This window comes from Taibaiella chishuiensis (assembly GCF_003014535.1).
GTDB lineage: Bacteria > Bacteroidota > Bacteroidia > Chitinophagales > Chitinophagaceae > Taibaiella > Taibaiella chishuiensis.
In genome coordinates this window covers 1-24456 of record NZ_PYGD01000001.1, presented here as the reverse complement: position 1 = coordinate 24456, position 24456 = coordinate 1, and the positions used below count along the sequence as shown (strand labels likewise).

Sequence of the window (24456 nt, the reverse complement as noted above, 5' to 3'; positions counted from 1 at the left end):
ATGTTTCGCGGAACCTTTTTTTATGGGCTATGCGGTATGTGTTCCGGTAACAAGAGGCCTTGCATCAGGCATTCCTGCATGATTGTAGCGAGGCGCTACGATCATGTAGCATGTAAAGCAGGTCCGGGAATACATTTAGCATTATTGCCGGCTTATCGCAACAACGCTTTTAATGTTGCAAAAACTTCCTGGTTCTCGGTATTGAATACCGATTGCAGGAGCTCCTGTTTTTCACGGCTGGTCAGGTGGAAGTTGAGCGCTACCGATTTGTCTTTGTCCTGCGGGATAAACTGCAGGGTAAGCTGTTTTACCTTATCTCCGAACACTTCCCTGATATAGTCGTCTTCGTAAGATTGATGATAGGTCTGGAAGGAACTCCATTTCTGCTGTATCGCAAACAGGGGATCGGTAAGCATGGCGGTCATCGAGTTTTCGTCTGCCGATTCGGAGGGCTCATGCAGCCTTGTATCCCGCACCTGCAGCATAATTACCGGTCCGGCCTGCTCGCCGAACCAGTTGCGGAAAGTAGACAGGTAACGTACGGCGCATTCGCGGCCGAAATTATCGCGCAGCCCCGCATCCATTACATTCATCTCGGGCGAAGAGGGCAGCTTCACTACGGGCAGCACGATGGGGAACGTGGCGCTCATACGCAGGGCCGACATCAGTTGCAGGTTAAGCGGGTCCTGGTCTTTAAAGAAGCGGGTAAAGTCGATAGCGTCAATAATCGGGTAGGCCTTACCCAGGCTGCTTTCCGACCGGGTAAGGTAGGTAATGGGCAGTGGCGACATCAGGATGCGCCTGCCATCGTTGATCACCGTGCCGCCGATCACGAGCATAGGCACCAGCGCATTGGCCTCGAGTGGCTGGAAGTAGCGGAGCCGCTTATCGAGCAGGCCGTCGGTATTCGAAGCCAGTTCCTGGTCGAAGGCATAACCCCTGTCCTTGCTGTAGCGCCGGCCGGCAATTGTAATTTTATTAAAGGGCGAAATAAGATCCACACAGGCCAGCGAAAAGATGATGGCATTCAGCAGGTCCTTACCCATACGGTCCTGGTATACCGGGCTGTAGGGATTGGTAACAGAGTCGAGCAGGTATTGCGTATGTACCGAGCGCCAATAGGCCGCGCCGATCATACCGCCCGAGGCGCCGCTGATCAGTACCGTATGATCGAATAGCTTGCCGCCGCAGATGCTGTCGGCATATTGCAGGCAACGGAAGGTCCAGTAGGCCGAGCGGGAGCCGCCGCCGCTCACCGAAATAATGACCAGCGGCGGGCGGCGGGCCGTGCTATCTCCCGATTTTATAAGCCGGTCTTTCCAAAGCCCCAGCCGTTGCTCCTCCTGGCTTTTGTCTTGCCGGTACAGCGAATCAGAAAACGTTTGTTTCAGCGCAGCATAGTCATATACCGGGCTATTGCTGTGTTCGTATTTAAGGCCGTAGGCAATGCTGCGCAGATCGAATATGCGGTGTTTGGCCATAAAGCCGGCAAGGGTAAACAAAAAGATCCAGCCGATAATTTCCCAGCTGCGCAGGAAATATTTAAAGGCGCCCACGGCTGTCATCATTACACTGAACAGCAACAGGAAACCCGCACCGGCAGGGATACGCAGCAGGGGCTCTTCCATAAAAATACCCAGCAGCAACAACAGGACCACCGCGCAGAAAACGGCAAGTATAGCGTTACGGTGATGCCGGCGTAAAACGGTAGTGAGGAAACGGTGGTTGTATTCGTAAGGCGTTTTTACCTTCTCGATCCGGAACATCGTGCTCAGGTAACTATCGGCCCTTACCATATCGAATTCGCGGTCGAGCGAATCGTAGGGAATAAACTCCCGGATCACGGAAGGGTTGGCGATGGTGCCCAGCAGGAGTTTGAGGATATTGCGGTCGACCCGGAAAAAGTACAGGAAGGACAACAGCAGGATAATGATATAACCGGTATAAAAACCGGCAAGCAGCGAAATGATGCGGCCGGTACCCGCCGACTCGTTGATGGAAAGATACCGGGCTGCGGCTATGCCAAAGGCCACCAGGTAACAAAGCGGGATCACGGAGTTATTGACGCAGTACTTCAGGAAGGAGTGCCGGGTAGCGCCCAGGAAGGGTACCCTTTTACTGTGGATAATAAAGGTGGTGATATGCCAGCTCATGGCAAAGATAGCCGTAGCGCCACCCGACAGGAAAAAGCCCGCCACATTGATCTTGCCCAGGTATTCGGGCGATAGGAACAATGATATGGCCCCGAAATGCGTTGCCAGGTTGCCGGTGATTACGGCAAAGAGCATTACCCAGAAGATCATGATCACCTGGTATTTGCGGAAATGTAGCAGGAACAACTGTACGGGCAGAAAGCGGTATAAGGCATCCAGGCGTTGCAGCATAAGTTCAAAGGCAAAAGCAATATTAAGGTAAGCAATATTGTTCGTATAAACAGGGCCATCGCTGATTTTGTTTGGGTGGCTTCCCGTTCCGGTATCCAAATGGTAAACGAAAAATCATCGACCGGTGGCGCGGGCCAGCCTTGGCCGCTCGCGAATGTCTGTTATCTTTGTGCCGGTTGACCGCTTAGGTTAAATCATAGAATTTGCATTACTTTAATGCCTGAAAAATGTACACCACAAAAAAAGAATACCTATGGCTGGCAGTATTTTGATAATTGATGATGAACGGAGTATCCGTAATACCCTGTCCGAGATCCTGGGCTTTGAAGGGTACCGGATCACAGAAGCGGTAGATGGTCTTGACGCTATAAAAAAGATAAGTGAAGATGTAACCTACGACTGCATTCTCTGCGATATAAAAATGCCCAAGGCCGATGGCCTGGAGGTATTGGAGAAAGCACAGGAGGTTTGTCCGGATACCCCTTTTATCATGATCTCGGGTCATGGTAATATAGAAACTGCAGTAGATGCCGTAAAACGCGGTGCATTCGATTATATCTCCAAACCGCCCGATCTGAACCGCCTGCTCATTACCATCCGCAATGCTATGGAGCGTAAAGTGCTGGTATCGGAAACCAAAAGCCTCAAAAAGAAAATCTCCAAAGGATACGAAATCGTGGGCAGTTCGCCTAAGCTGAAAAGCGTGCTGGAAATGGTAGATAAAGTAGCGCCTACCGATGCCCGCGTACTGATTACCGGCTCTAACGGTTCGGGTAAGGAGCTGGTGGCCCGCCGGGTGCATGACCTCAGCAACAGGAACCGCGCACCCATCGTGGAAGTAAACTGCGCTGCCATCCCTTCCGAACTGATCGAGAGCGAACTGTTCGGGCACGAGAAAGGATCGTTTACCTCGGCGGTGAAACAGCGTATCGGTAAATTTGAGCAAGCCAGCGGTGGTACCCTCTTCCTCGACGAGATCGGCGACATGAGCCTGTCTGCACAGGCCAAGGTGTTGCGTGCCCTGCAGGAAGGTAAGATAACCCGTGTAGGCGGCGATAAGGAAATCAGTGTGAACGTGCGGGTGATTGCCGCAACCAATAAAGATTTGAAGAAAGAGATCGGCGCGGGCAATTTCCGCGAAGACCTGTATCATCGCTTAAGTGTGATCCTGCTGCATATGCCTTCGCTCAACGATCGCAAGGAAGATATACAGGAACTGTGCGAGCATTTTATCAAGCAAATCTGTAACGATTATGGCATCGCTACAAAAAGCATAGATGCGGCTGCCATCAGTAAACTGGAGGAACACAACTGGACCGGTAATATCCGCGAGCTGCGCAACGTGGTGGAGCGGCTGATCATCCTTTCCGACAAAGTCATTACCCAGGATGACGTGGAACGCTATATCTTCCTTAAATAAAAAATATGAGCCAGCAACCTTCCTCCAGAAAGCTACAACGTGCCTGGAGTATGTACGACTGGGCCAACTCGGCCTATAACCTTGTCATTACCTCCACCATTTTCCCGGTGTATTATATCGCCATTACCGGCGATGATAAAGACAATACCGTCGACTATGTTTCGTTTTTCGGCTGGAAGGTCATTAACAGCGCCCTGCTCAATTATGCGCTGGCTGCGGCTTACCTGATCATCGCCTTCCTGTCGCCCCTGCTTTCGTCGATAGCCGATTACCGGGGCAATAAAAAAAGGTTCATGCAGCTGTTTTGCTACCTCGGTTCGGCTGCCTGTTGCGGTATGTATTTCTTCAAACCGGGCAATATCGAATTGGGGATTATCCTGGCTATTATAGCAGCGGTGGGGTATTGCGGCAGCCTTGTATTCTACAACGCTTACCTGCCCGAGATCGCTCCCGAGGCGGAGCAGGACCGGGTCAGCGCGCAGGGTTTTGCCTATGGTTATATCGGCAGTGTATTGCTGCAGATCATCTGTTTCGTATTTGTACTCATGCCCTTTGCCGACGGTACCTTTGCGCCCAGGTTATCGTTCCTGCTCGTGGGTATCTGGTGGTTCGGCTTTTCGCAGATCACTTTCCGCATCCTGCCCAATGGTACCGCATCGGTAAAGGATCGTGCGCATAATATCGTGTCGGGCGGCTTTCATGAACTGAAGAAAGTATGGCAGCAGCTCAGGCAACTGCCGGTATTAAAGACCTTTCTTACCTCGTTCTTTTTTTACAGCATGGGGGTACAAACCGTAATGCTGGCTGCGGCCGAGTTTGGTAGCAAGGAGGTAAAGAAACAGGTCGATGGGAAATGGGTAAATATGGAAGCCCAGGACCTGATCATCACCATCCTGCTGATCCAATTGGTGGCCATTGCCGGCGCTATGCTGATGGCCCGCCTCTCGAAGAAGATTGGCAACTTGAAGGTATTGATGCTGACGGTATTGCTCTGGATCGGCATTTGTGTATTTGCCTATGTAACCTATACCGCAATACAGTTCTATGCCCTGGCGGTACTGGTGGGCCTGGTTATGGGCGGTATACAATCCATCAGCCGGTCGACCTATGCCAAGCTGATGCCGGAAACCCGCGACACAGCCTCGTTCTTCAGTTTTTACGATGTTACCGAAAAGGTTGCTATCGTTATCGGGATGTTCTCTTTCGGATTTATTGAACATCTTACCGGTAATATGCGTAATTCTATATTCGCTTTAACCGTCTTTTTCATCGCCGGGTTTATTTTCCTGATTGTCGCTAATGGCCGTGCGCGGAAAGCGTCGTTGAAGGAACTGTAACCGGGCTAAGCAACCTGGCTATGATGCTTAACCGTAACCGTAATTCTTCGTTTATTATGCTGGCATGCCTTACCCTGTTGCTGTACCACACCGGCTGCGCTTTCAGTAAAAAGCAAACCCGCCGCATGTTTGCGACTATAAAACAGGAGCAGCAAACCTTCGACGCGATTATCGTGCCGGGCGTGCCCTTCCGCAACGGGCACTGGGACTCTATTATGAAGGGTAGGGTGCTCTGGAGTTATCTGCTTTATAAGCACGGTATTGCCCGCAATATTATCTACTCGGGCGGGGCGGTATACTCGCCCTATTACGAGGCGGTGATCATGGGCCTCTATGGTCAGCAGCTGGGTATCCCGCAGGAACATATCTTTTACGACACCCTGGCCGAGCACAGTACCGAAAACATCTTTTACTCCTACGAGCTGGCCCGCAGCCAGGGATTCAAAAGCATTGCACTGGCTACCGACCCTTTCCAGGCCAAGATGACCCGCAAGTTTGCCCGGAAGAAATTCGGAACACCCGTTGTGCCCATCCCCTTTGTGGAAGACAGCCTGAAGACCTGTAACCACCTGGAGCCGGTAATCGATCCGGCCCCGGCCTATAAAGAGGGTTTTCAATCCATTACAGAGCGCGAAGGCTTTTTTAAGCGGTTCCGGGGCACCCTCGGCGCCTATATTCCCTGGCCCGATAAAGAGCAGAAAAAGGCCCCCAAACTGTAAATTTCCGCCCCGTTTTTAGGTATTTCATTAGTACCTTTGCATAAATCAGAATTTTTCACTTTAAAATACCTCGTACAAAATGAAAGTAACTGTCGTAGGTGCCGGTGCCGTAGGTGCAACCTGTGCCGACAATATTGCCCGCAGGGAACTTGCCGAAGAACTCGTATTGTTGGATATCAAGGAAGGTTTTGCCGAGGGTAAGGCCCAGGACATTATGCAGACTGCCGCTTTGCTTGGTTTTGATACCAAAGTTTCCGGTTCTACTGCAGATTATGCTAAAACTGCTAATTCTGATGTGGTTGTAATTACTTCCGGCCTGCCGCGTAAACCAGGTATGACCCGTGAAGAACTGATCGGTACCAATGCCCGCATCGTTGAAGATGTAACCAAAAATATTTTACAGCATTCTCCTAACGCGATCATCGTGGTGATCTCCAATCCTATGGATACCATGACTTACCTCGCGCTGAAGAGCACAGGCCTGCCTAAAAACCGTATCATCGGTATGGGTGGCGCACTGGACAGTGCACGTTTCAAATACCAGCTGAGCCAGCACCTTGGCGCCAGTCCTTCTGATCTGAACGCTGTTGTGATCGGTGGCCACGGTGATACCACCATGATCCCGCTGATCAAACACGCTACCTGGAACAGCGTACCGGTTACGCACTTCCTGAGCGAAGAGCAGCAGAAACAAATCGTTGCCGATACTATGGTTGGCGGCGCTACCCTGACCAAACTGCTGGGTACTTCTGCATGGTATGCACCAGGCGCTGCCGGAGCTGCTGTAGTAGAAGCGATCGTTCGCGACCAGAAAAAACTGATCACTTCCTGCGTATACCTCGAGGGTGAATACGGCCAGTCCGATATCTGCCTGGGTGTACCTGTCGTTATCGGCCGCAATGGCTGGGAGAAAATCGTCGACTTCAAGCTGGATGCTGAAGACCAGGCGGCTTTCGCTAAATCTGCCGACGCCGTACGCAGCATGAACGACGTGCTGAACGCTCCTGCAGGTGTTTAATAAGCTATTAGTGTAAATTAATGTAAAAAAAGGCCGGTCCCGCAAGGTGACCGGCCTTTTTGTTGCGCCCGTTTTTTCAAGTGTAGCGCCGATAGCTTATTTTTGTTAAAGCCTCCTTAAAAAAACATTGCGGGGAAAAGGGCTTTTGGATTTATGCGTAAACTTTTGACGATCGTAAGTTTATTATGGGCTATTACCGGTTATAGCCAGGAACAGAAATATCACCGGGTAAAAGTAAATACGGGGAAAGACGGGCTGGCACGCCTCGCGGCCGCCGGTATCGCTGTAGATCATGGCAGCTTTAAAAAGGATGTCTATTTTATTTCCGATCTCTCCGATGAAGAGGTGACTGCGGTGCGCGATGCAGGCCTCACCTATATCGTACTGATCGAAGATGTAAGCGCCTATTACCAGCAACGTAACCGCAGGCAGGAAGCTGCAAAGCCCACCGGGCTTACCGGTTGCGAAGACTGCGTTACCTATCCCACACCGGCCAACTTCCAACTGGGCAGCATGGGCGGCTTTTTTACCTACCAGCAAATGCTCGATATACTGGACAGTATGAAAAGCAAATATCCCGATCTTATTACGCTGAAACAACCGATCAGCGCGACGACTACGGTAGGTGGCCGGCCGGTGTATTATGTAAAGATCAGCGATAACGCAGCAACCAGCGAACCCGAGCCCAAGGCCCTGTACACGGCGCTGCACCACGCACGCGAAGCGCAATCGCTGTCGCAGCTGATCTATTATATGTGGTACCTGCTCGAACACTACAATACCGACGCGGAAATCAAATACCTGGTCGATAATACGGAACTGTTCTTCGTGCCTTGCGTTAACCCCGATGGTTATGTTTATAACCAGACCACCAATCCGAATGGTGGCGGTATGTGGCGTAAGAACAGGCGTAACAACGGCAACGGTACCTTTGGTGTGGACCTGAACCGTAACTACGGCATGTTCTGGGGATATGATAATGTAGGCTCCTCGCCCAACGGTTCCAGCGAAACGTACCGCGGCACCGCCGGTTTCTCGGAAGCGGAAACCCAGATGCTCCGTGACTTCTGTAACAGCCATCCCTTCGGTATAGCACTCAACGCCCATACCTACAGCAACCTGCTGATCTATCCGTACGGGCATGTGCCGTCGGTTCAAACGCCCGACTCATCGGTGTTCCAGGCCTTCGCTAAGGACATGACGGAATGCAGCCACTTCCTTTCCGGTACCGGCGACCAGACGGTCGGTTATGTATCGAACGGCGACAGCGACGACTGGATGTATGGCGAACAAACCACTAAGGCAAAAATTTATGCCCTTACCCCGGAAGCTGGCGACGAAAGCGACGGTTTCTGGCCGCAGAGCAGCCGCATTATCCCGATCGCCAGGCAGACTATGGACCAGAACCTGGATGTAGCAAGGCTTTCGGCGGAGTATGCCCGGGTAAAGGCTACCGATCCGATAACCGTTATGGGCAGCGACCTGGCCAGTTTTAGCTTCCAGCGAACCGGTCTGACCAATAGCGATTTTACAGTTTCTATAGTGCCCCTTACGGGCAATATCGTCAATACGGGCGCCCCGGTGGTATTCCATAGCCCGGTGCACCTGCAGCTTTACAACGGTTCCATACCGCTTACCGTGGCGGCCGGCACAACGCGGGGCGCTGCAGTAAGGTATGCTTTGGAGTGGGTCAATGCCAGGGGCTTTAAAAAGTCCGATACCATTGTGCGTTATTATGGCCTGCCCGACACGCTCTTCTACAGCAATTGCGATAATATGGACGACTTTGTGGCGAGCAGCAACAGCTGGGGTGTAACTACGGCCTCGCCCGCATCGGGTACGGGTTGCCTTACCGACAGTCCCAACGGTAATTACCCGGCCAATGCCAATAGTAAGCTGACCACTAAAAAGGAGATCGACCTGGCAGCTACCAGTATGGCGATGCTTACTTTTTATGCCCGTTGGGATGTGGAGCGCGGCTTCGACTTCGTAACCGTTTCGGCCTCTGAAAATGGTACTACCTATACGCCCTTATGTGGCTTATACAATCATAACGGCAACGACAACCAGGGCAGCGTGCCGGTATACGACGGGCTGCAACAGGCCTGGGTAAAGGAATACATCAGCCTGCAGGATTACGCTGGTAAAAAGATAACCCTGCAGTTCCGCCTTGCCAGCGACGGCGGTTTGGAAAAAGACGGCTTTTATCTCGACGATGTTGCCGTACTGGCTTATGGCGGTACGCCTACAGGCATTAAAGATGCGGCTGCAGGTAACCTGTACCTCGATAACGTACCCAATCCCTGTGCGGCGCAAACGCAGGTCCGTTTTGACCTGGGTAATGCCCAGGGCGATCATTACCTGCTGCTCACCGACCAGTTGGGCCGTATGCTCAGCAGGCAATTGCTGCAAGGTGTAAAAGGCGCGGTTACCCTCGATGTGCGGAATTATGCCAACGGTATGTATTACTACAGGATCGTTTCGAGTACGGGTAGTTCGGCAGTAAAGAAGATGGTGGTACTGCACTAAGTAAAACCTTAACAATACAAAGCGGCCGGGAGTCGAAAGTCCCGGCCGCTTTTATAGTACTAGTCACCGTATCGGCTAACGGATAAGGGTAATATCGCCTTTCAGCTTGATATCACCTTTGTGCCGTTCCGTATTGTTGGCGCCGATGGTGGCTTCGATTACATAATAATAAGTGCCGATGTCGGCTGCATTGCCCTGGTAGGTGCCGTCCCAGCTATTGTCTACCCGGTAGGACACGAATACCATCTGGCCCCAGCGGTTATAGATCTTGAGTTTGTATTTATCCAGGGGGCAGGTCTGGGTTATTTTAAATACATCGTTATTACCATCGCCGTTAGGACTAAAGGCATTGGGTACGAATAGGCAATAGGAACAAGGCACATAATCGACCTTCACCGATTTTTCTTGTACGCCGCAAATGTTGAATGCCTGTAGTTTGTATATTCCCGGCCGGTCTACCGTAATACAACAGGTCGTATCGCCGGTGCTCCAGAGGTAGGTTACGCCCTGCTGATCGTTTACGCTCAGGTCCACGGGCATGCCTTCGCAAAGTGTAGTATCGCGGGGTAGCACGATTTCCGGCAGGGGTATCGGGTCGGGCAGGGTGATCGTCAGGTTCTTGCCACAGCCGCCTGTATCGCGGATCTGTAGGGTATAGGTACCGAAGGGTATATTGCTGAGGGTGTCGCCGGCGCCGCTGTTTACCGTGCGGATGATATTACCCGAGGCATCCAGCCACCGGTATTCGTATACAGTCGCATCATTAACGGGCAGGGCCCAGGCCTTACCATTACTGGTATTGACGCAGGGCGGCGAAGCATCGTGTGTAAAGCTGGTCTTGAAGGGCAGTATGCGTATGGTATAGGCGATGGTTTGCGACGATACCAGCGGGCAACCGTCGTCGGTATAGGTTACGTAGATGATATAGTTGCCTGGTGTGGCTTTATTTGCGTTCCATTTGAAGTGCAGCACCGGTGTGGTGCTGCCGTTGTTGACAATGTCGAGGGTAGCGCCTTCCGGCAGGTTGGCCGATGTGATGTTGATGTTGTCGCCGTTGATGTCGGCGCTGTTGATGTCGAAAGAGATGTCGGATTCCTGGCCTTCGCAAACCTCGAGGATCAGGTTGCCATTCTCACTCTTGATATTGGCATTCTTGATATTGCTAACAGGTCCTGTCGGGGCATCGTTGCTACAGTTGTCGAGGATAATGAAAATCATTTCGCGCATGCTGCTGCCCACGCGCACTCCGTTACGGAATTCTTCTACCAGGTTAACGACAACGCAGTTCTTTACCTCGTTGGGTGTAAAGTTTAACTGCCCGTTAGTGGTATTGAAGTTAAAGGTGCCTGTTGCTACAGGGAGGGGCGCCGTGGCCGAAAAGGGAAAGAGATAGGTGATATCTTCGGGTGTTGTTGTGCCGGTTGTAACCTGCTGCGCGGGTACAAGGCTGAAGGTCAGGTTGTCGTTATCGGAATCAGCAGCCCCCAGGCTATATGTCTGGGCTTTATTGACGCAAAAGAACGGGGTAGGTAAAGAAGTAAATAAGGTGGAACTGTTAACGCCTGTTGTATTGTTCAGGGTAGCCTCCAGGTACATCTGCGAGCTGCCGCCCAATACATCTGCGTTTTGTACGATCACGCTCCGGCCGGCAAAAGTGCCTGGGTTGGTACTGATGTCGCCTTCGAAGGCAAAGCGCCAGTCTGCCGAAACGCCGGACACCGTAATATTTCCGGTATATACAAATTTTTTGATGCCGGGCAGGGGATTGTTGATATTGATGCAGGCTGTATTCCCGGCTTCGTCGGGGCATACCGGTGTAATCTCTATATTACTTTCGGCGGGTACGTACCGCAGCCGCGTAAGGGAGAGCTGTGTATTACCTTTAAACAACCGGACACCGGGGTTGGCGCCGATCAGCGCTCCAAACGCGCCACCGGGCAGGTTGGAGCTGCAATCTGCAAAAAAAGCCAACCGCACCTGGTAGGTCTGGTTATTGCCCGAACTGGAAACAAAGGTATAACCGATTTCGCCACCCAGCAGGTGGTTGGCGTGTACGGTACCGGCAATGCCGGTCACCAGGAAAAGGATAAGAATGGCAGACAGGGTTTTCATAAGCTAAGGGTTTTCCGGTATAGGAACGTGCGATTGCTCTTTCGGTTTGTTCGGCTGCTTAATAAAGAAGACGGGAAAAAGAAACCCCGTGTTAGGGATTATGGCCTTTTTTCCAAACGGATACAAACCCCGCCACCGTTTATACCTTCAGCAGGGATTTGTATTCCTGCGTATTCAGCAGCAGCATGATCGCTTTTTTCAGATCGTTGTCGTCCAGCTTCAGTTTGTTGATCACGCGGCCCCGCTGGTAATAGTAGCGGCTCACGATCTCGTTGTTCAGCAGGTTGATCACTTCTGCCTTATTGTTGTTCAGGTCTTGTTTTTTGTCGTGCGAGAGTTTGGCAGACAGGGTGTTGAATTCGTTTTTAATATTGTCGAAATACTTTTCTTTGTCGGCTTTTTCTTTCAGCAGCGCAAGCAGTTCTTCGCTTTCCGTTTTATAGGAATAGTCTTTGCCGCTCAGCCAGTTCTCGAAATCCTTGAATTCTTTTTCGCTAAGGGTAAAGTCGGCAGCCGGGGCAATGGTCGGATGGCTGTAATAGTACTGTGTGGCATAGTCGAAAATAAAGCCTTTGCTCAGCAGCGTAATGGCCAGAGGGCTCAGTCTTTCGTCGTCCATTTTTACATCAGGTTCTATACCGCCGCCGTCATACACGGTACGGCCTATCTTCGTTTTAAACGGTTTTTTCAGCGAGTCGGGTACCGACGATACGCTGCCGTCGTCGTTGCGGTGCGAATAGTCGAGCGCTTGTATGCAACGGCCCGTTGGCGTATAGTACTTGGCCGTGGTTACTTTTAAGCGGGAGTTGTACCCGAGGGTACGTACGGTTTGTACCAGGCCTTTGCCAAAGGACCGGGTGCCGATAATCAGGCCGCGGTCAAGGTCCTGCGTAGTGCCGGCCACAATCTCAGAGGCCGATGCCGAGCCATGGTTTACCAGGATGGTCAGTGGTATTTCGGTATCCCAGCTGGTGGTCTGGGTTTTGTATTGTTTGTCCCAGTCTTTGTTTTTGCCCTTGGTGCTTACTACCAGTTGCCCGCGATCTACAAAGATATTGCAGACGTTTACGGCTTCGTCCAGCAGGCCGCCCGGGTTGCTGCGCAGGTCGAGCACCACGCCTTTAAGCGCCGGCTGTGCACGTTTCAGGCTGTCGAGCGCATTGCGTACATCGCGGCCGCAGTTCTGCGTAAACTGGGTCAGGTATACATAGGCTATGTTTTTATCGGCGCCGGTAAGGCTTGCATACGGTACGCTCGAGAGTTTTATTTCTTCGCGGGTAATTTCTTTGGTGCTCTCCTTTCCATTGAGCGGATGTTTGATCACCATGGTCAGTTTGGTGCCCGGTGCGCCGCGCATCAGCAGGCCCACATCGTCGGAGCTTTTGCCTTTAATACGCTGCCCGTTTATGGATACCACGATATCGCCGGGTTTGATACCCGCTTTATCGATCGGGCCGCCTTCGAACAGGTCGGATATAATAATGTCGCCGGCGTCGTTGGTACGCGTAGCCGCGCCTATGCCGCCATATTTACCGGTCATCTGCAGCTCGTAATCTTCCGCATCGGCCTCTGTGATCAGGTTGGTATAAGGATCCAGGTCGTTGAGCATGGCATCCACACCGGTTTTTACCATTTTGCCCGGCTCTATAGGATCTACGTAAAACTGATTTAATTCTTTGAATACATTGGAGAAGATTTCCAGGTTCTTGGAGATCTCGAAGTATTTATCCGTACCATCATTCGCCTGGGCATGGGTCGTTGCCGGTAATGCATACAGTCCTATCGCTACGCTAAGTCCCCAGGTTTTCAACCTGCTCCTTAAAATGCTCATGTTCATAAAAATTATTGTGAATCAGACAAGCAAAATAACGATTTTTGCGCCATTAAACATGCAGGAGGAATTTGATTTGGATAATGCGCTGAAAAGAATCGTGATCATCGGCCCGGAGTCTACGGGCAAGAGTACCCTGACCACCGGGCTGGCCGGTTATTTCCATACAGCGCATGTACCGGAGTATGCACGCTTGTACCTGGAGCAGCTGGACCGGCCTTATACGGCACCCGACCTGGAAGCGATCGCCCGCGGGCAGATCGCGCTCGAAGATAAGACCGCAGCAGCGGCCGGCGGCGACCTGCTCTTCTGCGATACCGACCTGCAGGTGGTTAAGGTATGGAGCGAAGATAAATACAACCATTGCCCGGCCTGGATACTCGAAGCGATCGCTATGCGTCCTTATGATCTTTACCTGCTTACCGATATCGATATGCCCTGGCAGGACGATCCGCTGCGCGAGCATCCCGAACCACAAATGCGCGCCTACTTTTTTCATATCTATAAAGATATCGTACAGCAGTCCGGTATCCCCTTTGTGCTGGTGACCGGCAATGAGCAACAAAGGCTGGAATGCGCCGTAGCGGCCATACAGCAGGTGTTGTTATGATTATCGCAGCGTAAAGGAAACTGGCAGTTCATACCATGCCCTTACCTTTTTGCCCGCATAAGTACCGGGTATCCATGGCGGCATTTGCTTCACCACTCTTACGGCCTCTGCACCGCAACCGCCGCCGATATCGCGTGTGATGCGGATGTCTTCCGGCAGGCCTTGTTCATTAATAAAAAACGACAGGAGCACCGTGCCTTGCAGCTCGGTTTCCCGGGCAAGGGAAGGGTAACGTATACGGCGGTCTAAAAAGGTGGCCAATGCTTTGGGGCCACCCGGGAATTGTGGTGGTATAAACCGTGCCGCTGCGGCCGCCGTGCGGACATTGCCGCTTTGCTTCTTTCCGGGTTGGGCCCGGGCTTGCACACCCGCCAGCAGCAACATGCTTACCATACAGATCACAATGCGCATCGTTATTGTTTTTTCTTTTTAAAGATGGATTTAATCCGTTGGGACAGCGATGCCCGGGGTGCGGCAGCAGCGGAAGTGGTTCTTGGTTCCGGTTCGATATAAACCTCGCCGGTGCGTGGTCGTGTGTCCGGCACCGATATGTCAATCTTTTCCAGCGCTGTATAGGGGTAGCGTTTAAGCTGTACCGTGGCGGTATGGCTCCCGATCAATACCTGTTCTTCCCGGATTTTGAACCCCGGTATTTCCTGCGCAGCGTTGAGTGGATAGGTAGCTTGTACCGTCAGGGTTTTGCCGGCGTAATCAGCGGGTAGTACAAAGGAAAAATTACCATCCCGGTCCGAATATTTAGGATAGTTGATGCCTGCTATTGTAATCTCCACACCGGCCAGGGGTTGTTGGCTGAGATAGTCGGTAACGTTGCCGCTCAGTACGATCTGTTGTTGGTTTTCCTGCGCCTGCAGGTTGGTAGCCGTTGCCTGCAGCAGCGCAAGCGAGGCGGCTATTTTTGCCAGCTGCAGCCTGAGTCCTGCGCGTTCTTTCGTGTCCGGGAAGGGAATAGGCCGGTTCAACTGGTCGTCCCGGAAACGGCCGCAAACCTGCAACGGTTTGTTGGCAAAGAAGCGTGCGATGGCCGCATCATCGGCCTCCGTAAAGTCGATCACGGTTTTATTACATTGCGCGCAAAAGCGCCCGCAGCCCCTGGGTTTCATCTCATTCCAGTCTTCGTTACAAGCTTCCGGTAGCTGTAGTCGTAACATCCTTTGTTCCATGCTGTTAAGATACATAAAATACCTGGGTAAAAGCAAATGATGACTGTTGATACGGGATTATAAAAAGAGCGCCCCGTCCTGTTTACAGGACGGGGCGCTCCGTAAAATTTAAGATTGCTTACACGCACCAGCAGGTACGTGCTTCGGAATAAGGGATACAGGCTACTTTTACGCTACCGCAGTTATTGGGCAACTGCGAAAAGCATTGCGCATACAGGGTATTGCATGCCGCTGTAGCACCGCCTTTTACCTGCTCCGCTTCGTTCAGGCCGAGAATAGCTTTTTTAGATAAGGTCAGTTTTGTCTGCAGATGTTTCTTTTTCATGTACCGGTATTTTTTTGCGTTAAGGAATATGTAACCTTAAAAGTAAGATTTTAAAGAGTTAGATTATGTTAAAGTGTGATGTGATGGCCGGTTGGCCAGGAGGTAAATCTTTGGTTGATAACACAAAGCCCCGGATATTTTCCGGGGCTTTATACAGTATCGTTTCCTGGTTGGTTTATCGTAGCACCTGGAACGGTTGCCTGATCCAGCCTTTATTGGTGAGGATGCGAACGATATACATGCCATTGGCCAGTTGTTGTACGGGTATATCCTGCGTATAGGCATTGCTGGCTTTTTGACGATAGACCACAGCGCCCACGGCATTGAATACCTGTATCTCTTCCATTTTATGATCGGGGTTCCGGTTGCTGATGGTCAGTGTATGCGATGCGGGGTTAGGATACAGCACCACATTGGTTTCGTCTTTGCCCAGGGTTACGATGCCTGTTGCATTGTCTACATGGATCAGCAGGCTGGTCTCGTATTGCGAGCAGCCGTTGAATACTTTCAGCGTTACGTTATAATAACCGCTGGCGGCATAGGTATGGGTCGGGTTGCTGAGCGTCGATGTAGCTGTGCCATCGCCAAAGTTCCAGAGGTAGCTGTCTACAGACCTTGGATTGAGCGGGTTGAATTTAACCTTGCCCAGGTTTTCGTAAAACAGCGGGATAAAGTTAAAGCCTTCTACGCGCGGCGAGGGCAGGAATGCCACGTGGCGTTCGGCAGTGCTTACACAATTATAAGGCGTAGTTACGGTTACTGAGTATTTACCCGAGTCTGTTACATTCAGCGTTTGCGTAGTATTCGATCCCGGTGTCCATACGTAGCTGTACCCGGGGTTGCCTGCATCGAGCACAATGGTAGCGCCTTCGCAAATGCTGGTGTCCGGGCCTAAGGCTATTACCGGCAGCGGACGCATGATCACATTGGTATTGCTGGTAATAACGCAACCGGTAGTGCTCTTGATCGTTACGGATTTGGTACCGCCGGTGGTTACATTGGTGGTTTGTGTAGTAGCGCCGCCCGGGCTCCACAGGAAGGTGCTGCCGCTGTTGCCTGCATTCAGGTTGGCGGTTTCGCCTTCGCAAAGATCGGTAGTGGCAGGCAGGTTGTTTTGCGGCACCACACCGTTGGTAATCGTGCGGGCATCGGAGCCGTTACAGCCATTCAGTGTTACCAGCACGGAGTAAATGCCGGCCTGGTTTACCGATATGGATTGCGTGGTGGCATTGGTATTCCAGAGATAAGTAGCGCCGGCATTGCCTGCATTCATGGTATAGGTTATACCCGGGCAAATGGTGGTATCGTTGCCGATGTTCACGATGGGTACGGGTCTTATCGAAGCTACTACGGCCTGGCGTGGTGTGCTCTCGCAGGTACCGGCAGCAGCGGCAATATAATAGGTAGTAGTGGTGGTCAGCGATGGGGTAGTAAAGGTGTTGCTGGAGGCGAGTACCGGGCCGCCGGTAGCATTGGCATACCAGTTAATGGTACCACCGGTAGAGGCCGTGGCTTTTAATACTACAGCGCCGGTGCCGCAATTAAAGCTGTCTGTTTTGGAAGTGATCGTAGGCGCTACGCAGGTGGTGGTAAAGCTGGTAATGGGCGACCAGAGGCTGGTATCGCCGGCGCCGCATATCGCCCTTACCGCAAACTCGTAAGTGGTATTGGCCGTAAGCGGCGGACTGCTCAGGGTATAGGGTTTGGTGGTGGTAATAATTGCAGTACCACCGGTGCTGGTATTGAGCGGTGGTGCACCATACCGGATCTGCCAGGTGGTAGCGGTACCGGCCTGCGTCCAGTTGAGAATGGCGGAGGTGGTGGTAATACCGGTAACATTAGGGCCCGTAGGTGCAGGGCAACTGGCTACCGCCAGTTCGTGTGCGCCCAGGGTAGGCGTGGCATTGCGGGCATTACCGTCGATGTCGGTTGTAATGCCGGTAATGGTGGTGCCTGCGCCGGCAAGGTTGCTGATATTGGTGGCATTGGTCGCAATCAGGTGCAAGTCGGTTGCCGAAACAAAGGCGGGCAGCACATTCCGGGCATGGTTAAGACCGGCCTGGAAATTGGTTTGCATATCGCTCAGGCCCGTCTGGTTGGCACTGGCATAACCCAATACGGCAGCGCTGGTATAGTAGTTATTATAGTCGATGGTCGAAGATGCGGGCGCTGTGTTTACGGAATAAACGCTGAATTTATTCGCGGTGTTGGTGCCGTTATGTACAAACAGGTTGTTACGGATATTGAGGCCGCTGGGGCTGCTGCCGATATATAACGCGGCCTGGTACCCCGTAGCCGTAGTGGTCGGGTTGGTATTCATATACACCGAGTTGAATCCGATATTATACCCGCTGCCGGCATTGATCGTTATGCCATAAGCATTGTTAGCTGCCGTGGCAGAACCTGCCGAGGCCACATCGTAAATGAAGTTGTTATATACCCCGATATTATTGGTGGCGCCGGCATTCAGTACAAGGCCTCCCTGGTTGACCGTTGTGGTAAAACGCAGGTTGCGGATAATATTGCGGGTAATGGTACCGGACGTACAACCCGCACCGATAGAAATGCCGCCCGGCACTACATTGGTATTGGTCGCATTGAACCATTCGATGGTATTCTGGCTGATGGTAAAGTTGGTCTGATTGAGCATGAAAATGCCGACATTGGTAAATTTCTGGTTGGTAGCCGAGGCTACATCGCCGATCTGGTTGCCAACTACCTGGTTGCCGGTTTCGCCTATGCCGGAGCCGCCATTGAATACCACGGCTGCATTAGCCGAATTAAACAGGTTATTCAATACCTGGTTATTGCTGTTGGCCGCAGTAGTAACCGAAGTGGCCAGCCAGTAACCGGCCAGTGTAGTGGCACTGCTGTAGATGCCAACACCCATGTAAGGAGCGCCCAGCGAATAACTCGATCCCAGTATTTTGCAGTTCTTGATGATATTGTTGGTAGCACCATCGGTGCCATTACTGGCCAGCCATATATTACAGCCTTGTCCCGAGCCGCTGGAATTGCTGTTCTGGAAAGTCATGTCCCTGCTGGCAGTGCCGTTGTTGGAGCCATCGATGGTTACGTTATCTGCCCCATTCAGTTTAATAGATGCGGTATTGTCTGCCGTATTGGTAATTACGGGGCTGGCGCCGGTACCCGGCTTGATGACCACCGCGGTATAACTGGCTGACCCGTTGCCGCTCGCGTTCAGTACCGCTGTGGCACTCTGTGAAAAGCTGGCTGTGGCCAGTACGGCAATGCTGCCGGTATGAGTACCGTTATTGATCGCGGTAAAGGCCGCTACAAAATCTGCATAAGTAGTGGGTCCGGGCGTGCCGCCTGTAGAGGTTACGCTTACCTGGGCCGATACCCGCGTTCCAAAGAGCAGGCAGCCCCAAAGAACTACTGTAAAAAGTGATTTCATAAAGGATACATAGATTAGGTTTGAAGGTTGTGTGTTATCTCACCAGGATAGGACAGGGATTGCTGTGCAATACGTTGGTTAGGGCCGCTCCGGCAGGCCCCGGGAAAGTGGCAACAGTATCCCCGATATCGTTGGCGGACGTGAATATACTCAATAGTTACCGATATTTATAACAGGTAGCCGGCCGCAGTGCCGGTACTACATAAAAGAGGAGGAGTGCCATCGGGTAATGGCCGGGTAAAAACTCCGGGTGTAAAAAAAGCCACCGTAAGGTGGCTCAGGCTTCTTTGTTGATGGCTTCCACAAGGGCGTTGATCAGCCCCGGAGCCATACTGTTTTTATTGCTGGGATGATTGACCCATTTATCTTCTTTGGTTTTGATCAGGTGGTAACGGGTACTGTACAGGATCGCGATGATTTCGGTGGGCGATTTGCTTTCGACGCTATAAAAATATTCCCTGTTTTCAAAATGTGCTGCCGGTTTTTGCTCCATATGCTTGTTTTAAGAGCCGCAAAAATAATAAATGTTCCGCGCGATAAGCTATTACGTTATACAATTCCTGTCATGCCGTTGCAAAATAGCTGTTTCAGGATAGCGCGCATCATACCCGATAACAGCGCGGCCTGCCTGCGTTTTATTGCAAACGGTGTGTTATGCAAAGCTCCCGGATTCCAGGATCAGGTATTATAAATGCGGATCGATTGTAACAGGCCTTCTTTGTAGTTGCCACCCACGGGTAACTCGGTATGGTCCTTGATCCGGATGGTATGATTGCCTACTTCTGTGACAAACCTGGTGTTGACGATAAATGATTTGTGTACCTGTACGAAGCTGGGATTGTGTTTCAGCTCCTCTTCGATATGAGCCAGCGTCATATGCGTGATAATGTCCTGGTTGACGGTATGGATGGTCAGGTAGTTTTTGAACGATTCTATATAACGGATTTCCTGCGGATCTATACGGACCAGCTTGCGGTCGCTGCGTACATAAAAAGCTTCGTCTATAGCCTGGAGCGCCGTGTCGGTTGCCGGTAAAGGATTGTGTGCCGGATGCTGTAATTGCTGCACTTTATTTACGGCTTTCAGGAAGCGCTCAAAGCGGATGGGCTTCAGCAGGTAATCGACAATATCGAGTTCGTAACCTTCCAGGGCATACTCGTCGTAGGCGGTAGTGACCACGACCCGGGGCGGGTGTTTCAGGCTTCTGACCAGGTCCAGCCCGCTCATCTCCGGCATCTTGATGTCGAGAAACATCAGGTCGACCGGGGTATGGCTGAGGAAGGCAAAAGCCTGCAGCGCATTGTTGCAACGGCCGGCCAGGTTGAGCGAATCAATCCTGGAAATATACAGTGCCAGCACATCCTGCGCCAGCAGCTCATCATCAACGATCAGGCAATTCATAGGCTTAGCGCTATTGAAAGGGTTACTTCAAAAATATTGTTTTGCTGTTTAATTTCCAGGCTGTGTTTGCCGGGGTATAACAACTGCAGTCGCTTTTTTACATTTTCCAGGCCCAGGCCGCTGTCTTGTTTGGCAGGTTGTGGTTTGTAATTATTGGTACAGTGAAACAGCAGCCGGTCATCGCAGACTTGCAGCTCCATATCGATAAAAGCATCATCTGCCATTGTATTGGTGCCATGCTTGATGGCGTTCTCCACAAAGGGGATCAGCAGCAAAGGCGCGACCTGGTAGGCCGGTATCCGCTCGTCGCACCGGAACTGCAACACCTGGCCGTTGCTGAGCCGCATTTTCTCTATATCCGTGTAATCGCGCACCATCTGTATTTCTTTTTTCAGGGGTACAAATTCATGCCGCGCCTCGTACAACATATAACGCAGTATTTCCGAAAGCCCCATTACGACTTCGGGCGCCCGGTCCGACTTTTGTAAGGATAAGGAGTAAATACTGTTCAGCACGTTGAACAGGAAGTGCGGATTGATCTGCGACTTCAGCACCGATAGTTCGATCTCGGCCTGTTGTCTTTTGATCCGTTCGTTTTGGCGTACAGCAATAAAAAAATGCTGTCCCAGGAAGATCAGGGAAAACTGGATGACGGTAAAACAGGAAGAGCTGTAAAAGGTGTAGCAGAAAAATTTCAGCGTATGCTCCCGGGTGCTCCGCGTAAATGCCGAATAATAGCTGAAGTCATAGGTCTTTACGCCGGGTATCTGGTCCAGTACATACTCCCGGTAAAAGACAAGCATCACAGTGTGCAGGGTAATACTGAGCAACAGGCCAAGGGTATAAAGCACGTATTTTTTGCGCAGCAATAGCTTCGGGATAAACAGCAGCGTATTGATATATAGCGTTGCCAGCAGGACGCCGTTGTAGAAAATGGTATGGAAAAGCAGCAGCGTACGGTCATTGCCGGTTACTGCTGACCGGCTGAAATTGCCGGCCGTTCCTTTGATCCAGATGTATAAAAACAGTGCGTTCAGCAATAACCTGATAAACAGGTAGGATTTAAAAAATGTACCGGTCTTTTGCAGCCTCATCGGTTCAAAATTATACGAAACGGGTTAATGATGCTCCTGATCTTATATCAATACCTGTTTTTTTCGGACGAAGAGCAGGTGCCGCATTTCGTAGGCGTAAGCGGCTCCTTTGTCCGAACATGCGTCCACGGCGGCTTCCGGCGCTTCATCTTTGTTCTTCTTAAAAACGATAATTTATATGAAACAGCTTCTGATTGCCGTTATGGTCCTGCTCGCCTGCAGGGCCGGGGCTCAACCCCTTACGATTATTGAACAGGATTATGAGCTGGCGCAGCATACGGCCAGGCAACAGCAGAAATTACTGATCGTCGATTTTTACACCACCTGGTGTGTGCCCTGCAAAGTACTGGACAAGACCGTTTTCAGGAACGACAGCATGGCTGCCGAGATCGGTAAACACTTTGTAGTGCTCCGCTACGATGCCGAAAAAGACTCGGTGTTTAACCTGTCGCTGAAGCATCATATCTGTTCGTACCCGACCACGGTTATACTTACTGCCGATGGCCGGCTGATCCATAAAATGTTCGGTACCGGCAGTCGTGGCCCGCTGACAGATAACTACCGGCAGCTGCTGCGCGAAAGCAGGACGTTGCATAGCCGGGGCCAATACATCGAAGGTTTTTCCGGGCCCATCGACCCGGCTGTATACCCTGCCTTTTATAAGAAATTTGTACGGAGAACGGCCGATATCAGGCCCGGCGACCTGGAGCAGTACTGGGCCGGTAATAAGGACCTGATGTCGGAAGTAAGCGTGGCGGTGCTCGCCTACTTTGGTGATGCCCCCGAACGGGTGCGGGATTATTTCCTGCAACATAAACCGGAGTATGAAGCGCGGTATGGCAAACCGGATGCGCAGTTTATCCTGGATCGTATGGTGAGCGACCGCTTTCATGCGGCAATTAAAGCGAAGGACGAGGCGGCCTATGCCGCAGCTGTGCAGTTTGCAAAAGAGTATTTGTCGCCCGCACAGGTTGCCGAATGCGAGGATAGTTACAGTCTGGAGTTGTATATGGCCCGGGGCGACTGGGCTAAAGCAACCGACCTGGTCGGCGATCGCATACGCCGCAAGACCATCAGCGACAACAGCCTTAATTATTTTTGCTGGAAAGTGTATGAACAGTGCAGCGATAAACAGGCGACCGGGCGTGCAACGCTGCTGATCAGGGATGTGGCCGGTCGCAATCCTTCGTTTGCGGTGCTGGATACCTATGCCCGCCTCTTGTTTAAACATGGCCATACAGCCGAAGCTAAAGCAACCATGCTACAGGCTATTGCTATGGGAAAAGCAAATGGGGAGGATACGCAGGAAAGCGAAGAAGCCCTGGCCCGCTTTTGATGTGCGGCGCCGCTGAACACAGTTGCTGTCATCCGTTTACCGGCGGATCATGTCCATTACCGGGTTGATATGTGCTGCGCCGTATATCACCAGGATCTTACGCTGGGGCGCTGCTTTGATCATTTTAGCCAATTCGCGGTTCCTGAAATCTTTGATTACCGGGTCGATGTTATGTTTTAAGGGCGTGCAGGGATAGAGCCCCGAGCCTGCCGGTGTTTTAAAGTCGCAGGCGTCAAGTGTTATAGGTCCATATAATTGCTCATACAGCTGCACCATCTGCGCGGTGCTTACATCTGCATTCACATCTGTCGCCGTTACGCCCAGCGAGTCGTAGGCCGGTTGCACCGTTATGCCCGGGAAGAAGGTCCTGAGCATACTGTACGTCTTCCGGGTGGGTTCGGTGCCGATCATTTTACGAAACTTAAGGCGCAGGCTGTCCGTCGCCGGTGCAGCCCCGCTAGCCGCAGGTTTTGAGCCTTTTATTTGTTCGTAGAATACGGTGTAGCCTTCTTTTTTATGGGCCAGGATAGCTGCTTTTACATGGTCATAAAACAGCGACTGCCCGGCATGCGCCATGGGTATAAATTTTACGGTCTTGTTTTTTAACTGTACGGTTTTGATCTCCGGGTTTTCCTGCTTCATGGCAGCGAGCGCCTCCGTGATCTGTTGCCTTTTTTCAGGGGGCAGGCTACGGGTGGCGGATAATAACATGGAGTCCACGTTTTGCCCCTTTAAGGCAGATAAATCAGTTTCCTGTGTGTGCTGTCCGGATGCAGGTGATTGTGCAGACAGTACGCCGGGTAACAGCAAAAGCGTAAGGGCGAGGATAAAAGCCGCCCGGGGAAAGGATCTTTGCATAGCTCAGGGTTTAAACCGGTAGCCCGGTATAGAATTGGTTATTGCGAAGATATCCCGGGGCTGCGGCATAAAGTGTTTAAGAGTACTTAATAGTGTTTATTAGTACTAATTCAGCGGCGGGCTGTATCGGGTGGCAAATGTGTCTCCCGGTTGTATGTTGCTGAACCTGGTCAGCCATGCAATATGGATTGCAGGATTGACTGATACGGGGAACGTTTTGTTGGCCGGGTAATAAAAACGGGGACAGCATATAGCCGTCCCCGTGGTCTCCGGTTATTGGTTAGCCCTCGCAGCCTATATCCTTATCCTGGATGCTCCCCTCATCATCATTGCTTACTTTATATCCGGCTTTTTCGATAGCCTGTATCAATGTCGCTGTTGTCTCGTTGTTGGCTACAGTCGCAGTCAGCTCGCCTGCAGCCAGGTTTTCTACGGTTGCCCCGCTCACGGCCTCTATTGCGCTGCGCACCCTCGATTGGCAATGGCTGCTTTGCATGCCGGGTATGCTTAACGTTATATTTTTCATGTTCTTCTTTTTTTATAGTACAAATTTCCGGTATCAGGGCTAAGGTACTGTTACATTATTCCCGGGTTTATTTACAACATTTATTGGATCAAGTGGAATATCTGGGGGGTATACTTACCCTGATATTTTTTATTCTTCTTTGTCTTGATACAAAGAAGCAAAAATCAAGACTGTAGAAAATTGCTAAAAATGCCTTGTACGCCTAAAAGAAATATTCCGGGCGGTAGCAAAAAATGGACGAAGGAATGACGAACGAATTAAAGTACAGGGCCAGACTGTGGGAACTGTATTTCTTTCTATACGGCGTCCTGCAGCATTTATTCGCTGTGTTTTTATTTTCTTATTGGTGCTCATGAG

19 protein-coding genes are annotated in these 24456 nt (G+C 51.3%); 7 read left to right on the top strand and 12 right to left on the bottom strand.

Going from position 1 to position 24456, the window contains the following annotated elements:
- Positions 1-152: 152 nt before the first annotated feature.
- Entirely contained in the window at positions 153-2483 is a 2331-nt protein-coding gene (locus B0I18_RS00095) for a patatin-like phospholipase family protein (protein WP_106520617.1), read from the bottom strand.
- Between the two features lie 154 nt (positions 2484-2637).
- Between B0I18_RS00095 and B0I18_RS00090 the strand changes: the two genes are divergently transcribed.
- From B0I18_RS00090 to B0I18_RS00070, 5 genes are all read left to right on the top strand, one after another.
- On the top strand, positions 2638-3804 hold the full coding sequence (locus tag B0I18_RS00090) for a sigma-54-dependent transcriptional regulator (protein WP_106520616.1): 1167 nt from the start codon (positions 2638-2640) through the stop codon (positions 3802-3804).
- A 5-nt stretch (positions 3805-3809) separates the two neighbouring features.
- Entirely contained in the window at positions 3810-5141 is a 1332-nt protein-coding gene (locus B0I18_RS00085) for an MFS transporter (RefSeq protein ID WP_106520615.1), read from the top strand.
- Positions 5142-5161: 20 nt separating this feature from the next.
- A complete protein-coding gene (locus B0I18_RS00080) occupies positions 5162-5860 on the top strand; it encodes a YdcF family protein (RefSeq protein ID WP_245882017.1) in 699 nt (232 codons plus the stop codon).
- A gap of 79 nt (positions 5861-5939) precedes the next feature.
- Positions 5940-6878 carry a malate dehydrogenase gene (gene mdh / locus B0I18_RS00075; RefSeq protein ID WP_106520614.1) on the top strand — a complete coding sequence of 313 codons (939 nt, stop codon included), beginning with the start codon at positions 5940-5942 and terminating at the stop codon, positions 6876-6878.
- A gap of 153 nt (positions 6879-7031) precedes the next feature.
- Positions 7032-9407, top strand: a complete 2376-nt coding sequence (locus B0I18_RS00070; protein ID WP_106520613.1) for a M14 family metallopeptidase — start codon at positions 7032-7034, stop codon at positions 9405-9407.
- 75 nt (positions 9408-9482) lie between these two features.
- Here B0I18_RS00070 and B0I18_RS00065 read toward each other — a convergent pair whose 3' ends face one another.
- Both B0I18_RS00065 and B0I18_RS00060 read right to left on the bottom strand, forming a co-directional pair.
- Complete coding sequence (locus B0I18_RS00065) at positions 9483-11519, bottom strand: T9SS type B sorting domain-containing protein (protein WP_106520612.1); 2037 nt, start codon at positions 11517-11519, stop codon at positions 9483-9485.
- 139 nt (positions 11520-11658) lie between these two features.
- A complete protein-coding gene (locus tag B0I18_RS00060; RefSeq protein ID WP_181358265.1) occupies positions 11659-13350 on the bottom strand; it encodes a S41 family peptidase in 1692 nt (563 codons plus the stop codon).
- A 58-nt stretch (positions 13351-13408) separates the two neighbouring features.
- On the opposite strand from B0I18_RS00060, the gene B0I18_RS00055 reads away from it, so the two are divergent.
- Complete coding sequence (locus tag B0I18_RS00055) at positions 13409-13960, top strand: AAA family ATPase (protein WP_106522002.1); 552 nt, start codon at positions 13409-13411, stop codon at positions 13958-13960.
- Here B0I18_RS00055 and B0I18_RS00050 read toward each other — a convergent pair whose 3' ends face one another.
- From B0I18_RS00050 to B0I18_RS00020, 7 genes are all read right to left on the bottom strand, one after another.
- Positions 13961-14371 carry an energy transducer TonB gene (locus tag B0I18_RS00050; RefSeq protein WP_106520610.1) on the bottom strand — a complete coding sequence of 137 codons (411 nt, stop codon included), beginning with the start codon at positions 14369-14371 and terminating at the stop codon, positions 13961-13963.
- Between the two features lie 2 nt (positions 14372-14373).
- Positions 14374-15129: a peptidase associated/transthyretin-like domain-containing protein gene (locus B0I18_RS00045; RefSeq protein WP_181358264.1), complete on the bottom strand. Its 756-nt coding sequence runs from the start codon at positions 15127-15129 to the stop codon at positions 14374-14376.
- A gap of 130 nt (positions 15130-15259) precedes the next feature.
- Complete coding sequence (locus B0I18_RS00040) at positions 15260-15466, bottom strand: hypothetical protein (protein ID WP_106520608.1); 207 nt, start codon at positions 15464-15466, stop codon at positions 15260-15262.
- A 175-nt stretch (positions 15467-15641) separates the two neighbouring features.
- Positions 15642-18884 (bottom strand): Ig-like domain-containing protein, encoded by a 3243-nt coding sequence (locus B0I18_RS00035; RefSeq protein WP_106520607.1) that lies wholly within the window; start codon positions 18882-18884, stop codon positions 15642-15644.
- 277 nt (positions 18885-19161) lie between these two features.
- The gene (locus B0I18_RS00030; RefSeq protein ID WP_106520606.1) at positions 19162-19377 is read right to left on the bottom strand and encodes a hypothetical protein; all 216 of its coding nucleotides are present in this window, start codon (positions 19375-19377) and stop codon (positions 19162-19164) included.
- Positions 19378-19562: 185 nt separating this feature from the next.
- A complete protein-coding gene (locus B0I18_RS00025; RefSeq protein ID WP_106520605.1) occupies positions 19563-20285 on the bottom strand; it encodes a LytR/AlgR family response regulator transcription factor in 723 nt (240 codons plus the stop codon).
- Positions 20282-21379 (bottom strand): sensor histidine kinase, encoded by a 1098-nt coding sequence (locus B0I18_RS00020; protein ID WP_106520604.1) that lies wholly within the window; start codon positions 21377-21379, stop codon positions 20282-20284. Before B0I18_RS00020 ends, B0I18_RS00025 begins: the two co-directional genes overlap by 4 nt.
- A 178-nt stretch (positions 21380-21557) precedes the next feature.
- Here B0I18_RS00020 and B0I18_RS00015 point away from each other — a divergent pair, with 178 nt between their 5' ends.
- Positions 21558-22715 (top strand): thioredoxin family protein, encoded by a 1158-nt coding sequence (locus B0I18_RS00015; RefSeq protein ID WP_106520603.1) that lies wholly within the window; start codon positions 21558-21560, stop codon positions 22713-22715.
- 36 nt (positions 22716-22751) lie between these two features.
- Here B0I18_RS00015 and B0I18_RS00010 read toward each other — a convergent pair whose 3' ends face one another.
- Together B0I18_RS00010 and B0I18_RS00005 are read right to left on the bottom strand one after the other, a co-directional pair.
- On the bottom strand, positions 22752-23426 hold the full coding sequence (locus tag B0I18_RS00010; protein ID WP_146146615.1) for a hypothetical protein: 675 nt from the start codon (positions 23424-23426) through the stop codon (positions 22752-22754).
- 427 nt (positions 23427-23853) lie between these two features.
- Positions 23854-24099, bottom strand: coding sequence for a heavy-metal-associated domain-containing protein (locus B0I18_RS00005; protein ID WP_106520601.1), 246 nt, complete (start codon positions 24097-24099; stop codon positions 23854-23856).
- Positions 24100-24456 lie beyond the last annotated feature (357 nt).